This is a genomic window from Burkholderia sp. E168m22, assembly GCF_001319805.1.
Classification (GTDB): Bacteria; Pseudomonadota; Gammaproteobacteria; order Burkholderiales; family Burkholderiaceae; genus Burkholderia; species Burkholderia orbicola.
In genome coordinates this window covers 1-14,483 of sequence record NZ_BBSK01000113.1, presented here as the reverse complement: position 1 = coordinate 14,483, position 14,483 = coordinate 1, and the positions used below count along the sequence as shown (strand labels likewise).

17 protein-coding genes are annotated in these 14,483 nt (G+C 65.2%); 11 read left to right on the top strand and 6 right to left on the bottom strand.

Features of this window, described 5'->3' with window-relative positions; translation table 11 throughout:
• Positions 1 to 153: 153 nt before the first annotated feature.
• The 3 genes from AP428_RS26900 to AP428_RS26890 form a co-directional block, all read right to left on the bottom strand.
• A complete protein-coding gene (locus AP428_RS26900; protein WP_011694928.1) occupies positions 154 to 957 on the bottom strand; it encodes an SDR family oxidoreductase in 804 nt (267 codons plus the stop codon).
• Positions 957 to 1,592, bottom strand: a complete 636-nt coding sequence (folE, locus tag AP428_RS26895; RefSeq protein ID WP_011548713.1) for a GTP cyclohydrolase I FolE — start codon at positions 1,590 to 1,592, stop codon at positions 957 to 959. Before folE ends, AP428_RS26900 begins: the two co-directional genes overlap by 1 nt.
• Before the next feature lie 96 nt (positions 1,593 to 1,688).
• Entirely contained in the window at positions 1,689 to 2,615 is a 927-nt protein-coding gene (locus tag AP428_RS26890; RefSeq protein WP_011694929.1) for a LysR family transcriptional regulator, read from the bottom strand.
• Positions 2,616 to 2,732: 117 nt separating this feature from the next.
• Here AP428_RS26890 and pobA point away from each other — a divergent pair, with 117 nt between their 5' ends.
• The 7 genes from pobA (at position 2,733) to AP428_RS26855 (ending at position 9,703) form a co-directional block, all read left to right on the top strand.
• Complete coding sequence (pobA, locus tag AP428_RS26885; protein WP_011548711.1) at positions 2,733 to 3,965, top strand: 4-hydroxybenzoate 3-monooxygenase; 1,233 nt, start codon at positions 2,733 to 2,735, stop codon at positions 3,963 to 3,965.
• A 144-nt stretch (positions 3,966 to 4,109) separates the two neighbouring features.
• Positions 4,110 to 4,826, top strand: a complete 717-nt coding sequence (locus AP428_RS26880) for a 3-oxoacid CoA-transferase subunit A (RefSeq protein ID WP_011548710.1) — start codon at positions 4,110 to 4,112, stop codon at positions 4,824 to 4,826.
• 20 nt (positions 4,827 to 4,846) lie between these two features.
• A complete protein-coding gene (locus AP428_RS26875; protein WP_006482308.1) occupies positions 4,847 to 5,503 on the top strand; it encodes a CoA transferase subunit B in 657 nt (218 codons plus the stop codon).
• A gap of 88 nt (positions 5,504 to 5,591) precedes the next feature.
• Positions 5,592 to 6,950 (top strand): 3-carboxy-cis,cis-muconate cycloisomerase, encoded by a 1,359-nt coding sequence (locus AP428_RS26870; RefSeq protein WP_011694930.1) that lies wholly within the window; start codon positions 5,592 to 5,594, stop codon positions 6,948 to 6,950.
• A gap of 16 nt (positions 6,951 to 6,966) precedes the next feature.
• Positions 6,967 to 7,752, top strand: a complete 786-nt coding sequence (pcaD, locus tag AP428_RS26865) for a 3-oxoadipate enol-lactonase (protein ID WP_011548708.1) — start codon at positions 6,967 to 6,969, stop codon at positions 7,750 to 7,752.
• Between the two features lie 10 nt (positions 7,753 to 7,762).
• Positions 7,763 to 8,152, top strand: a complete 390-nt coding sequence (pcaC, locus tag AP428_RS26860; RefSeq protein ID WP_011356714.1) for a 4-carboxymuconolactone decarboxylase — start codon at positions 7,763 to 7,765, stop codon at positions 8,150 to 8,152.
• A 192-nt stretch (positions 8,153 to 8,344) separates the two neighbouring features.
• Positions 8,345 to 9,703: an MFS transporter gene (locus AP428_RS26855; RefSeq protein WP_011548707.1), complete on the top strand. Its 1,359-nt coding sequence runs from the start codon at positions 8,345 to 8,347 to the stop codon at positions 9,701 to 9,703.
• A 131-nt stretch (positions 9,704 to 9,834) separates the two neighbouring features.
• On the opposite strand, the gene AP428_RS26850 is transcribed toward AP428_RS26855, so the two are convergent.
• Positions 9,835 to 10,083, bottom strand: a complete 249-nt coding sequence (locus tag AP428_RS26850; protein ID WP_011548706.1) for a hypothetical protein — start codon at positions 10,081 to 10,083, stop codon at positions 9,835 to 9,837.
• 108 nt (positions 10,084 to 10,191) lie between these two features.
• A complete protein-coding gene (locus AP428_RS26845; protein WP_011548705.1) occupies positions 10,192 to 10,809 on the bottom strand; it encodes a LysE family translocator in 618 nt (205 codons plus the stop codon).
• A gap of 622 nt (positions 10,810 to 11,431) precedes the next feature.
• Between AP428_RS26845 and AP428_RS26840 the strand changes: the two genes are divergently transcribed.
• From AP428_RS26840 to AP428_RS36010, 4 genes are all read left to right on the top strand, one after another.
• Positions 11,432 to 11,617 (top strand): hypothetical protein, encoded by a 186-nt coding sequence (locus tag AP428_RS26840; RefSeq protein ID WP_027790092.1) that lies wholly within the window; start codon positions 11,432 to 11,434, stop codon positions 11,615 to 11,617.
• Complete coding sequence (locus AP428_RS26835; RefSeq protein WP_011548704.1) at positions 11,618 to 11,884, top strand: DUF1488 domain-containing protein; 267 nt, start codon at positions 11,618 to 11,620, stop codon at positions 11,882 to 11,884.
• 572 nt (positions 11,885 to 12,456) lie between these two features.
• The gene (locus tag AP428_RS26830) at positions 12,457 to 13,188 is read left to right on the top strand and encodes a Crp/Fnr family transcriptional regulator (protein WP_006480091.1); all 732 of its coding nucleotides are present in this window, start codon (positions 12,457 to 12,459) and stop codon (positions 13,186 to 13,188) included.
• A 230-nt stretch (positions 13,189 to 13,418) separates the two neighbouring features.
• Positions 13,419 to 13,628, top strand: a complete 210-nt coding sequence (locus AP428_RS36010) for a hypothetical protein (protein ID WP_226292381.1) — start codon at positions 13,419 to 13,421, stop codon at positions 13,626 to 13,628.
• A gap of 536 nt (positions 13,629 to 14,164) precedes the next feature.
• On the opposite strand, the gene AP428_RS37275 is transcribed toward AP428_RS36010, so the two are convergent.
• Complete coding sequence (locus AP428_RS37275; RefSeq protein ID WP_011548703.1) at positions 14,165 to 14,449, bottom strand: hypothetical protein; 285 nt, start codon at positions 14,447 to 14,449, stop codon at positions 14,165 to 14,167.
• Between the last annotated feature and the right edge of the window lie 34 nt (positions 14,450 to 14,483).

Below are 14,483 nucleotides of genomic sequence, written 5' to 3'. Positions count from 1 at the left end.
GAATGCGCGGGCGTCGTTCCGCGCAACGCCGCGGATGACGCGCAATGGATCGGCGGCCGGGCCGCCGTCGGGCGCGCCCGGGCGTGAGCGGCGCGAAGCCGGCTCGGCCCGGCGTACGAAGGCGGCGCGCAGCTGCCTGCGTTCATCGAAGCCTCAGTGCTTGCCGTCCGGCGAGCGGTGCTTGTACAGCACGTCCTGATCGACGCGGATCAGGTTCTGGCCCGCATCGACGACGAAATCCACGCCGTTGTACGCATTGCCCGTGAGCAGCAGGATTGCGCTGGCGACGTCGTCGGGGCCCGCGATGCGCGCGAGCGGCGTCGATGCGCGGCTCGCGTGTTCGAAGTCGGCCTGCGTCTGGTCGTCGCTCGGCAGCATCAACCCCGGGAACACCGCATTCACGCGCAGCACCGGCGCGGACGACAGCGCGAGCATCTGCGTGAGATTGCCGAGCGCGGCCTTCGCGACTGTGTAGCTGAAATGGTCGCGGTGGAAGTTTTCCTTGATCTTCTGGTCGACCACGTTCACGACGACGCCTTGCGTGCCGGCCGCGCGGGCCCGCTCGTAGAACGCGCGCGTGAGCAGGATCGGCGCGCGGCAGTTGACGGCCCACGCCTGGTCGAACGCGGCGAGATCGAAGCTCGGGAAATGGTCCTGCCAGAACACCGACGCGTTGTTGACCAGCACGTCGAGGCGGCCGAAGCGTGCATAGACTGCATCGATCAGCGCGGTGATCTGCGCGGCATCGGACAGGTCGGCCTGCAGCGCCACCGCGTCGTGCCCGCGTTCGGCAATCGCGCGGGCGGCGGCCTGCGCGGCATCGGCCGAACGGTCGTAATGCACCGCGGTGCGATAGCCGTGCGCGGCGAAATACTCGGCGAACGCGCGCCCGGCCCGGCGCGCGGCGCCGGTCACGAGCACGACGGGCGCATGCGCCGTTTGCTTCGTCTGCTCCATCAGGTATTCGTCAGGTTGACCGAGGAAGGATTCGCGACGATCGACAGGAATTCGCGACGCGTCGACGGATCGGTGCGGAACGTGCCGAGCATGCGCGACGTGACCATCTCGACGCCCGGCTTGTGCACGCCGCGCGTGGAGATGCACTGGTGCGCGGCTTCGAGGATCACGCCGACGCCCTTCGGCTGCAGCACGTCGAACAGCGTGTCGGCGATCTGCACGGTCATCTTTTCCTGGATCTGCAGGCGCTTCGCGAACGCGTCGACGAGGCGCGCGAGCTTCGAGATGCCGACGACGCGATGGTTCGGCAGATACGCGACGTGCGCGCGGCCGATGATCGGCACCATATGGTGCTCGCAGTAGCTCTCGAAGCGGATGTCCTTCAGCACGATCATTTCGTCGTAGCCGTCGACTTCGCTGAACGTGCGCGCGAGGATGTCGCGCGGCTCCAGCGCATAGCCGGCGAAGAACTGCTCGTATGCGCGCACCACGCGCGCGGGCGTGTCGAGCAGGCCTTCGCGCGCGGGATCGTCGCCGGCCCAGCGCAACAGCACGCGGACGGCGTCTTCGGCTTCTTCACGGCTCGGCCGCGAGGCGACCGGCTGGGGCTGTGTGGTTTTCTTTCCCTTACCCATGTAGTGGCTCCATCGAAGGCCGCCTGCGGCGGCCGATATCCGGCCATTGTTTCATGCTTTCGCCGCTCGTGCGTGCGGGCCGCCGCGCCCGCTTCCTCACTTCGGCCATTCGTCCTGCTCGTCGTTGAACAGCGACGCGACGACGCCACGCAGCCACGCGGTGCGCGGGTCGTTGTGGTACTTGCGATGCCAGTGCTGTTTCAGGTCGAAGCGCGGTAGCGCGAGCGGCGGCTCGACGGGCACGATGAACGCGTGCTCGGCCGCATACGCATAGCCGATCGCGTGCGGCACCGTCGCGATCAGGTCGGTGCGGCTCAGGATGAACGGCAGGCTCATGAAGTGCGGCGTTTCGAGCACCGCGCGGCGCTGCATGCGCTGCTTCGCCAGATATTTCTCGAGCACCTCCTGGCTGCGGCCTTCGGCGCGCACCACCGCGTGCCCGCACGCGAGGAACTGCTCGACCGTGAACGGCGGCGTCTGCTCGAACGGATGGCCGCGCCGCATCAGGCAGACGAACCGGTGCGTGAACAGCCGCTGCTGGAAGAAGTTGTTGCCGTCGAGATCGGGGAAGTAGCCGACCGCGAGATCGATCGACCCGGCTTCGAGGCCGCGTCCGACTTCGTCGTGCGCGAGCGAGACCGAACGCAGGTTCGCGTGCGGCGCGTGCATCGCGAACGCCTGCAACAGCTTCGGCAGAAACACGATCTCGCCGACGTCCGACAGCGCGATCGAGAACGTATGCGTGCTCGCGGCCGGATCGAAGTCGTGCGGCGCGACGAGGCCGCGCTCGATCTGCGCGAGCGCGTCGCGGGCGGCCGGCAGCAGCGCCAGCGCGCGCGGCGTCGGCTCCATGCCGCGCGACGTGCGCACGAACAGCGGATCGCCGAAGTATTCGCGCAGCCGGCCGAGCGCCGTGCTCACGCGCGGCTGGCTCACGCCGAGCAGGTCGCCCGCCCGGCTCACGTTGCGCGTGTCGTCGAGCGCGACGAGGTAGGGAATCAGGTTCAGATCGAGCGTTTCCATGGCCGGGGCCGGTATCTCCAAAACGTATACAACATATCTCCTGAATCGCGTTGCCGCATAGTCGGGAAAGCGCTCAAATGTATTCCATTACTCGAACCAAAGTTCTGGAGACGAACAATGCGCACCCAAGTCGCGATCATCGGCGCCGGTCCGTCCGGCCTTCTGCTTTCCCACCTGCTGCGCCTGCAAGGCGTCGATTCCATCCTCGTCGAAGCGCGTTCCCGCGAATACTGCGAGAACCGCATCCGCGCCGGTGTGCTCGAGCAGGGCACGGTCGACACGCTGAACGAAGCCGGCCTCGGCGACCGGATGCGCCGCGAGGGGCTCGAACATCACGGCATCGAGCTGCTGTTCGACGGCCAGCGCCACCGCATCGACCTGTCCGAACTGACCGGCGGGCGCGCGATCACCGTCTATAGCCAGCACGAAGTCGTGCGCGACCTGATCGCGGCCGGCGTCGAGCACGGCCATCAGATGCACTTCGAAGTGAGCGACGTCGCGCTGCACGACGTCGAAAGCGAGCACCCGTTCGTCACGTTCAAGCACGCGGACGGCCGCGCGGACCGCATCGACTGCGATTACATCGCCGGCTGCGACGGTTTCCACGGCATCGCGCGCCAGACGATTCCCGCCGAGCGGCTGAACACGTTCGAGCGCGTCTACCCGTTCGCATGGCTCGGCATCCTCGCGGACGCGGCGCCGTCGCTCGACGAGCTCGTGTACGCACATCACGACAACGGCTTCGCGCTGTTCTCGATGCGCTCGCCGACGGTCACGCGCCTGTACCTGCAATGCAAGCCGGATGAAGACCTCGCCGCATGGTCCGACGCACGGATCTGGGACGAACTGCACACGCGCTTCTCGAACGACACCGGCTGGACGCCGACCGAGGGCCGGATCACGCAGAAGAGCGTGACGCCGATGCGCAGCTTCGTGTCGGAGACGATGCAGCACGGGCGCCTGTTCCTCGCCGGCGATGCCGCGCACATCGTGCCGCCGACCGGCGCGAAAGGGATGAACCTCGCGGTGGCCGACGTCCGCGCGCTGTCCCGCGCGCTCGGCGCGCGCTACCGGACGGGCGACGCGACGCCGCTCGAGCGCTATTCGGCGACCTGCCTCGAACGCGTGTGGCGCGCCGAGCACTTCTCGTACTTCATGACGAACATGCTGCATGCGTCGCCGGACGACTCGCCGTTCGTCAATCGCCTGAAGTTTGCCGAGCTGAAATACGTGACGCGCTCGCGGGCCGCCGCGCAGTCGCTCGCCGAAAACTACGTCGGTTTGCCGTTCGACGACGCGATGCCCCCCGAGGCAACCCGCCTTGACAACGCGCTGTGCGCGACTCTATGATCGGCCCATCGTTCGCTAATCGAATCTAGGTTCGAATGGCGAACAAAAGCCGGGGGTCGACGACGGCCTCCGGCGCGGCACGCGACACGCGCGTGTCCCCTCGACAGGCCGCGCACGAGCCGCGGGTTCGCATCAGGAAGAGACATGGTCAACAAGATTTTCGAATCGCTTCAGTCGGCGGTTGCCGACGTCCACGATGGCGCGACAATCATGATCGGCGGCTTCGGCACGGCCGGCATGCCGTCCGAGCTGATCGACGCGCTGATCGAACAGGGCGCGCGCGACCTGACGATCGTCAACAACAACGCGGGCAACGGCGAGACGGGTCTCGCGGCGCTCCTGAAGGCGAAGCAGGTGCGCAAGATCATCTGTTCGTTCCCGCGCCAGAGCGACTCGCAGGTATTCGACGCGCTGTACCGCGCGGGCGAGATCGAGCTGGAGCTCGTGCCGCAGGGCAACCTCGCGGAGCGCATCCGCGCGGCGGGCGCCGGCATCGGCGGCTTCTTCACGCCGACGGGCTACGGCACCAAGCTCGCGGAAGGCAAGGAAACGCGCGTGATCGACGGCAAGCCGTACGTGTTCGAGACGCCGATCCACGCCGATTTCGCGCTGGTGAAGGCGTACAAGGGCGATCGCTGGGGCAATCTCGTGTATCGCAAGACCGCGCGCAACTTCGGGCCGATCATGGCCAGCGCCGCGAAGGTCGCGATCGTCCAGGTGTCGGAAGTCGTGCCGCTCGGCGGGCTGAACCCGGAACACATCGTGACGCCGGGCATTTTCGTGCAGCGCATCGTCGAGGTGCCGCAGGCCGCGCACGCGGCCGAGCTGGCCGCCGAACGTGCTGCATCGCAAGCCGCCTGACCCACCTGGAGCAAACCGACATGAAACGACTGACCCGCGATGAAATGGCCAAGCGCGTCGCCCAGGACATCCCCGAAGGCGCGTACGTGAACCTCGGCATCGGCGTGCCGACGCTGGTGGCCAACCACCTCGACCCGAGCAAGGAGATCTTCCTGCACAGCGAGAACGGCCTGCTCGGCATGGGCCCGGCGCCCGCGCCCGGCGAGGAAGACGACGAACTGATCAACGCCGGCAAGCAGCACGTGACGCTGCTCACCGGCGGCGCGTACTTCCACCACTCGGATTCGTTCGCGATGATGCGCGGCGGCCACCTCGACTACTGCGTGCTCGGTGCGTTCCAGGTGTCGGCGAACGGCGACCTCGCGAACTGGCATACGGGCGCGCCCGATGCGATTCCGGCGGTCGGCGGCGCGATGGACCTCGCGATCGGTGCGAAGCAAGTGTTCGTGATGATGGAGCACCTGACGAAGCAGGGCGAGAGCAAGATCGTCGCGCAGTGCTCGTATCCGGTCACCGGCGTGCAATGCGTGAGCCGCATCTATACGGATCTCGCCGTGCTCGACGTGACGGCCGACGGCCTCGCGGTGAGCGAGATCTTCACCGATCTGTCGTTCGACGAGCTGCAGAAGCTGACCGGCGTGCCACTGATCGACGCGACGCAAAAGGCCGCCGCCTGAACGGCAAGCATGCCGGTGCGCGCATTCGAGCGCACGCCGGCACGCTTGGGTAGACAATAGGCGCACGCCGTTTCCCCATTCTGACGCCATGCTCGAAGACAGCGCCCGCCTGACCTCCCTGATTTGCGGCATCGAGCCGCTCAACCGGATCTGGTCGCCCCGCGCGACGATCCAGCGGATGCTCGACGTCGAGGCCGCCCTCGCGCGCGCGCTCGCCGCGCAGCAGGTGATTCCCGCCGCCGCGGTCGCGCCGATCGAACGTGCGTGCGACGCCGGCCGGCTCGACGCCGACGCGCTCGCGCACGGTGCGGCGCTCGGCGGCAATCTCGCGATTCCGCTCGTCAAGCAGCTCACCGCGCAAGTGAAGGTCGACGACCCCGAGGCCGCGAAGTTCGTGCATTGGGGCGCGACGAGCCAGGACATCATCGATACCGCGACCGTGCTGCAGTTGCGCGACACGCTCGACGTGCTCGAGCCGCTGCTCGACGAAGCCTGCGCGTCGCTCGCGGCGCTCGCGCGCACCCATCGCGCGACGCCGATGATCGGCCGCACGTGGCTGCAGCAGGCACTGCCGATCACGCTCGGCCTCAAATTCGCCCAATGGCTCGATGCGCTGCTGCGCCATCGCGCGCGTTTTGCCGAGCTGCGCGAGCGTGCGCTCGTGCTGCAGTTCGGCGGCGCGGCCGGCACGCTCGCGAGCCTGCGCGAGCATGCAGCCGGCGTGAGCGCCGCGCTCGCGGCCGACCTGAAGCTCGCGTTGCCCGCCGTGCCGTGGCATACGCAGCGCGACCGCATCGCGGAAGCCGCGTCGTGCTTCGGGATGCTGACCGGCACGCTCGGCAAGATCGCGCGCGACGTGTCGCTGCAGATGCAGACCGAAGTCGGCGAGCTCGGCGAACCGGCGGCTGCCGGCAAGGGTGGCTCGTCGACGATGCCGCACAAGCGCAACCCGGTCGGCTGCGCGGCCGTGCTGACGGCCGCCGTGCGTGCGCCGAACCTCGTCGCGACCGTGTTCGCGGGGATGGTGCAGGAGCATGAGCGTGCACTCGGCGGCTGGCAGGCCGAATGGGATGCGTTGCCCGATCTCGCGCGCCTGACGGGCGGCGCGCTCGCGCAGATCGCGCAGATCGTCGCGGGCCTCGACGTGAACACCGACCGCCTCGCCGCGAACCTCGACCTCACGCACGGGCTGATCCTCGGCGAAGCGGTGATGCTCGCGCTCGGCGATCGCATCGGCCGGCTCGATGCGCATCACGTCGTCGAGCATGCGTCGAAGGAAGCCGTGCGCACCGGGGCGACGCTGTTCGACGTGCTGGCCGCCGATGCGGCCGTGTCGGCGCACCTGTCGCGCGACGCGCTGGCGCGGCTGCTCGATCCCGCACATTACGTCGGCGAGGCGCAGGCCTATGTCGACGCCGTGCTCGCGCTGCACGCGGGTGCGAAATAACCAGGAGAACCTTGAGATGCCTTTCGCCACTGTCAACGGCGTGAAACTGCATTACCGGATCGACCGTGCCGCACGCGACGACGCGCCGTGGCTCGTTTTCTCGAACTCACTCGGCGCCGACCTGCAGATGTGGGCGCCGCAGATCCGCCCGCTCACGCAGCACTTCAACATCCTGCGCTACGACACGCGTGGTCACGGCCATTCCGACGCGCCGGCCGGTTCGTACACGATCGAGCAACTGGCGGGCGACGTGATCGGCCTGCTCGACCACGTCGGCATCGACTGCGCGCATTTCTGCGGCATCTCGATGGGCGGGTTGACGGGCGCCGCGCTCGCCGCGCGCTACCCGTCACGTATCGTGCGCGCGGTGCTGTCGAATACCGCCGCGAAGATCGGCTCGCCGGAAGTGTGGGCGCCGCGTGCGCAGAAGGCGCGCGCCGAAGGGATGGCCGCGCTCGCCGACGCCGTGCTGCCGCGCTGGTTCACCGACGCATTCGTCGAACGCGAGCCGCGCCTGTTCGATGCGATCCGCGACACCTTCGTGCATACCGACAAGGATGGCTATGCGGCGAACTGCGACGCGCTCAATGCGGCCGACCTGCGCGAGGAAGTGAAGGGCATCGCGTTGCCGGTGCTCGTCGTGACCGGCGCGAAGGACATGTCGACGCCGCCCGACCAGGGCCGCGCGCTTGCCGCCGCGATTCCCGGTGCGCTGCACGTCGAATTCGACGCCGCGCACATTTCGAACATCGAGTGCACCAGCGGTTTCAACCGCGCGTTGCTCGATTTCCTGACTGCGTGAGGCACCGGCGATGGACGACCAGGAACGTTATGAAGCAGGGATGAAGGTGCGTCGCGCGGTGCTCGGCGACGCGCACGTCGACCGTTCGATCGAGAACCGCACCGAGGTGACCGACGAATTCCAGAATCTGATCACGCGCTATGCATGGGGCGAGATCTGGACCCGCGACGGACTGCCGCGCCATACGCGCAGCCTGCTGACCATCGCGATGATGGTGGCGCTGAACCGCGGCGAGGAACTGGCGCTGCACCTGCGCGCCGCGCGCAACAACGGCGTGACGCGCGACGAGATCAAGGAAGTGCTGCTGCAGACCGCGATCTATTGCGGCGTGCCGGCCGCGAATTCCGCGTTCCATCTCGCGGACAAGATCTTCAAGGAACAGGATGGTGCTGCTGGTTAAGCGCCGGCAGTGATCCGATCGCGCGGCCCGCTGATGCTGGCGAGCCGTGACGATCAACGAACGCACCGGCAGCGAATCGGTGTGTGAACGAAGGAAAGGCGCGGCCACCAGGTCGCGCTTCTTGCATATATCAATGTTGGATGCGACCGATCGAGCGCTGACGCGCCCATTCGGCCGACAAGGAGACAAGCGATGAATCGCACACCCGTGGTCGATGTCCAGACCTTCATCAACGAGCAGCCGTTCGGCGGCTTTCAGTGGCTCGTGTTCCTCATGTGTTTCGTGATCGTGCTGCTCGACGGCTTCGATACGGCCGCGATCGGCTTCATCGCACCGTCGTTGCTGGGCGAATGGAACCTCACCAAGCCCGATCTCGCGCCCGTGTTGAGCGCCGCGCTGTTCGGCCTTGCGTGCGGCGCGCTCGTGTCGGGCCCGCTGTCCGACCGGCTCGGCCGCCGCTCGCTGCTGCTCGGCTCGGTGTTCCTGTTCGGCGTCGCGTGCCTGATGTCCGCGTTCTCGAACACGATCGGACACCTGACGATCCTGCGCTTCATCACGGGCGTCGGGCTCGGCGCCGCGATGCCGAACGCGGTCACGATGATGGGCGAATTCTGCCCGGACAAGCGTCGCGCGACCGTGATCAACCTCATGTTCTGCGGCTTTCCGCTGGGCGCCGCGTTCGGCGGGTTCCTCGCTGCGTGGATGATTCCGCATTTCGGCTGGCGCAGCGTGCTGATGCTGGGCGGCGTGACGCCGCTGCTGCTCGGCGTGTTGTTGCTGCTGAAGATGCCGGAATCGGTGCGCTTCATGGTCGCGAGCGGCCAGTCCATCGACAAGATCCGCGCCACGCTCTCGCGCATCTCGCGCGACGCGCTGAACGCCGGCTCGTTCGCATTGACCGAAGCCGCGCCGCAGACGGGCGGCAAGGGCCTCGGCGTCGTGCTGTCGCGTTCGTACATCGTCGGCTCGGTGATGCTGTGGCTCGCGTATTTCATGGGCCTCGTGATCTTCTACGCGTCGATCAACTGGATGCCGATCCTGCTGAAGGATGCGGGCCTGACGCCGAAGAGCGCGACGCTGATCTCGGCGCTGTTTCCGCTCGGCGGCGTGGGCGCCGTGCTGTGCGGCGTGCTGATGGACCGCTTCAACGCGAACCGCGTGATCGCCGTGTGCTATGCACTGACGGCGGTGAGCGTGTATGCGATCGGGCAGGCGGCCGGCAACGTCGGGTTGCTGGTGCTGGTCGTGTTCGTGGCCGGCGTGCTGATGAATACCGCGCAATCGTCGATGCCGGCGCTGGCCGCCGCGTTCTATCCGACCGAAGGGCGCGGCACGGGTGTCGCGTGGATGCTCGGCGTCGGCCGTTTCGGCGGGATCGCCGGGTCGTTCCTCGTCGCCGAACTGACGCGCCGGCATTTCTCGTTTGCGGGTGTGTTCGCGACGATCGCCGTCGCGGGCGTGCTCGCGTGTGTCGCGCTGCTGATCAAACAGATGGCGCGGCCGCATGGCGTGGCGCAGCCGGCAGGCAAGATCGAGTCGCTCGGGCATTGAGCGACGGGCGGGCCGGTGCGTAGCGCCGGCTCCGTGCAGGATCGATTCAGGCCGGTCGCGAGCGGAGCGACCGGCGCACGACAGCAGACCGGGCCGCCTTCGCGGCCCGTCAATATTTCGGCCGTCGCACCTTACTCCTCCGCGTCGTGCTCCTTGACGAAGTTGCGCAGATACGCGCGCAGCGCGGCTTCCCGGCCGCGATGATCGTCGTGGTTCGCGGCGCCCATGCCTTCCTCGTCGCCGAACAGCGTCGGCGGCGCGCAGTAAGTGCCGACTTCGATGTTCTCGCGCAGCACGCGGATATCGTGCGTGAGCGGGTGATACTCGGCGATCCAGTGCATGCCTTCGATGTGCTCGCCCGCTCTCAGCATTGGCTTCATCGGCAATCTCCATGCAGAGCAGCGGTGCAACCGCCGAAGCGGCTGCACGCGCCCGTACCGAAAGGGTACGCCTGCATCACGTGAAGCTCAACGGGCGCTTGTGAGCGCTTACTGCGGCAGCAAATGGGCGACGAGCGGATACAGCGACAGAATCAGCAGCACGGCCATCGTCACGTTGAAGAGGCGCAGCGCGCGGGGATTCGACAGGAAGCGCCGCAGGCCGAGGCCGAACGCGGCCCACAGGCAGATGCACGGGAAGCCGATCAGGATGAACACGACGGACATCCATGCGGCGTTCATCCCGTAGTCGGCGGACAGCCGGATCGTCGTCGCGGCGGTCAGCACCATCATCCACGCCTTCGGATTGACCCACTGGAACGCGGCGGCTTCGATGAACGTCATCGGCCGCGGCTTGGCGCCGTGCGCCTTCACTTCGCCCGACGTGCCGATGCGCCACGCGAGGTACAACAGGTACGCGACGCTCGCGGCTTCGAGGATCGTGTACAGCAGCAGCAGGCGCTTGAACGCTTCGCCGAGGCCGAAGCCGACGCACAGCATCAGGATCGCGACGCCGATGCTGATGCCGAACAGGTGCGGCATCGTGCGGCGGAAACCGAAGTTGACGCCGGATGCGAGCAACATCGTGTTGTTCGGGCCGGGCGTGATCGATGTGACGAGCGCGAACAGCATGCCGGCGGGCAGCGCGCTGAGGGTGAGGAATTCCATCGCGGATTCTCCATTCGGTTCTAGGCTGGGATGGAGATCAGTTTAGCGACGGTTTTCTGTACAGTACCGGTACAGTTGTGTTGTCGATTGCCGGTACGGGGATGTTGAATCACTTTGTGCGTACGAAAGGGGTGTTGGTTCTCAGAAAAGATGTCCGCAGTCTCAATAAGTTGTCTTTGAATAAATAGCGATTTTTTGATGGGACTGCGCGTGATACGCGTTTCAATTGAAAAAAAGAAGCGTAAAAGTCAATGACTTGGCGAATCTGGGCAATGTCGGATCGATGGCTTCTTCACATCGATTGTGAGGGCTTGTCCCGGGGCCGTCGCGAGACCTGTCGTCTGTGCCGGTGTGGCCCGCGGATGCTTGGGTATTGGCGTCACCCACTGGGAAGATATTCGGTTACTATCACCACGACGATCCTGTGCGCGAACGTCGAAGCTGCGAACTTCGCGCGTCAACCGAGCCTCCCTCTGAGGTTTGATCCGCCAGTTCCGTGCGCGAGAGATGCCGTCGGCGGCAAGCCTGCGGGTCGTCGTCCGGTCCTCGTATAGGGCGGCCGACGACGAAATTCAGTCACCGCGACGGTCCTGAAATTTGAAATTCTCTTTTGGGAACCGGTATGCCTAAGCAAACCGCACTGAAGCCAGCCACGCCCGCCAGCCACAGCGATTACGTTGACGTGAAAAAGGCGCGCGCCTTGGCACTGAAGCGTGCGGACAGCGAGCGTGCCGAGAAGCGGCGCGAAAATGACGCCCGCATCGATGTCAACGCGAGCAAGTGGCGTTATATCTGTCAGGAGAGTTAGATGGCGAATAGCACCGTGACGCTCAACTTTCCGAATCCCAGTCGCTCCTACGACGCTTCCAGACACTGTGTGTGTTTCTGGGGCTACGACAATTCTCGCGAGATTACCTTTCTGGTCGACGATGCGATGCTGGCGAAACTGAACTCCGACATGGATTCTGGCGAGCCCGCCTTGCTTGCGGCCTTCGACCGCAATCGCGACCGGATTCTTGGACTCGCCCGAAACCTTTACAAGGGAGGGCCCCAGAACCGGTACACGATCTCGTGAGGTCGGCCCCCGTTTGCACGCGTACCCTACGTGCGTCTTCTTTCTGACCTGCACTCGCCGCGTGTGCGGGTATTCCGGGGCTGAGAGGGGGCATGGATCGGTCGAAGGATGCGCTGCTTGATTGTCCGAACGCTGCAAGCACCGTCTCGACTTCTGCACTCCTGGCCCTGGGGGACTCGACTGGACAACCCAGCCGGATCATCCGCTTCGGGTATTTCACGGCGCACCGCGCGTTGCTCTGCCGTCAGCCGCGGACACCCTGGCCACGTGCTACAACGCGTTACGCTGCGGCACCTTGTCGCCCACGCAGGGATTCGATCTGTCCCATTTAGCAATCCTGTCCGAACTCTCGCTCTGCCTGTTGGCGTGGAAATCCGATGGCGCCCAGCGGTGGGCATTGCGGTGCAACCCTTCGAGCGGAAATCTGCATCCGACCGAGGGCTATCTTCTATATCCAGCTCTGCCCGGCTTCTCGCGCAACGTCTGCTTCGCGAGTTCAAGTCTCAAGCCGATGACGCTTCGTGTCGTTGGGGCGTCTTGGGTAGAGGCTGCAGCCACTGGAGGAGTGACATATGTCGGGTCAGCCATCCATGATCGAAAATCATCTGCTGGCAGCATTACCGGTAGAAGATCTGGCGCATATTTCGCCGCAGCTCGTGCTGGTCGACATGCCGTTGGGAAAGGTGCTGTACGAGTCGGGTGGTGCGCTCAGTCACGTCTATTTTCCGACGACGTCCATCGTGTCGCTGTTGTACGTGATGGAAGACGGTTCGTCAGCCGAAATTGCCATCGTCGGCAACGACGGGTTGATCGGCATCGCGCTATTCATGGGGGGCGAAACAACCCCGAGCCGCGCGATCGTCCAAAGCGCGGGACACGCTTACCGACTCGATGCGCGCATCCTGAAAGACGAGTTCCGTCGAGGCGGTTCGATGCAGCGGCTGTTGCTACGCTACACCCAGGCGCTCATCACACAGATGGCGCAAACAGCCGTATGCAATCGCCATCATTCGATCGATCAGCAGCTCTGTCGGTGGCTCCTGCTCAGCCTCGATCGCCTGCCATCGAGCGAACTGAAAATGACGCAGGAACTGATCGCCAACATGCTCGGTGTCCGCCGGTCGGGCGTGACGGAAGCTGCACTGAAACTTCAGGATGCCGGGTTGATCCGGTACAACTATGGGCACATCGAGGTATTGGATCGCTCCGGGCTCGAGAAGCGCGTGTGCGAATGCTACGGCGTGGTCAGGCGAGAATTCGACCGCCTGCTCCCTGATTTGAAGCGCCTTGAGAAACGACGCTGATGCCAGACCCGCATCCATGCCATCCCGCCCGTACGGCAGCGTACCGACTTCAGACGCTCGCACGCGCAGGCTGACTCATGACGCACGGACTGCAGATCGGCCGCAGACTTCATCGAGATGTAACCGCCGTGATCGAAGTGGGCCGTCGCGATCCGTATCGCTTGCGCAGTTTTATCGCGACTCGGGCGGCGCGAGCCAATCAATGACGAAACCGGGGTTGTGGAGGGAGCATGTTGATGAACGATTGCCCGAAATGGGAAAAAAACGTGAAGGACGAGCAACAAGAACAGGCGGAGGCACGAGCGACCGACGATGGAATGCCCGCGGTTCACCCGGAGCGGCAGAGAAGCCGTGCCCATTCGTGGAAAGCCGTTACACCCAGGCAACGTATTTCCGATCCAAGGAAACGTCTGGGCATGGGTTTTCTGCCGAACCTATAGCGCATGTGTAGCAAAACTCCTCGCTCTCAAACAGAACGTGGAGCCGCCCCAGCAAGGCGGAACTCGAAGCCGGCCAAGCGCCGGCTATTTACTTTGCCGCGTCGTTCGTGAAGACAAACGGCGCATGCATCACTTTCCCGCATCGGTGAAGCGACGCAACCCGGGCAGATGAATCCGCTGAGTCGCGTTCGGCAGCTACGCCAACACAAGTTCGTGGCTGGAGGACCGCAACGCTGGGTGGCCAATTCCTTTCGTACATTCGGCCACCAACGCTTCGCGGCTCATATGGCGCGATTTCGCCGCTGCATCGATCTTTTCGACGAGCTGCTTGGGGAGACATGGCAAGACCAGCACCGAACACGATGTCGGCCGGGCGATATCAATGAACCTCCAGATGCAAAATTGGTGCCGCCACGCGGAGCAAAGCGATGTCACCGCCATCGACGATTTTTCGGACTGAATGCCTTCGCAAACAGACCTCGTTTCGAATAGGCTGATGAGCTCGCCGTCCGCAAGGAATGCGTACGTTGGTGCAGTCAGAGAGCAGCCAGTAACCGGAGTTGATGTTCGCTTTCGGCCCCGCGAACCAGTGCGTAGGCCCGCATCTCCGTGCGCTCAAGGAGCGAAATGGATTCCGAACCGGAAAAGTCGCTCCATGCGTCGTCCTCGATCGAGGTCGGCGCGCCGCGGGTTCTCGCGAACGCCCGCAGGAGGGGGCTTGCCGCGCGGCGCAGCACGTGGCGGTCAGCGTTCAGAACATACGGTGGGCCGTCAGTCCGTAAGACGAGGTAGTACGGAATCGCATTGCAATCACTTTGCATGGTGGCGATACCGGTGAGGAAGAATGCGTGCGTT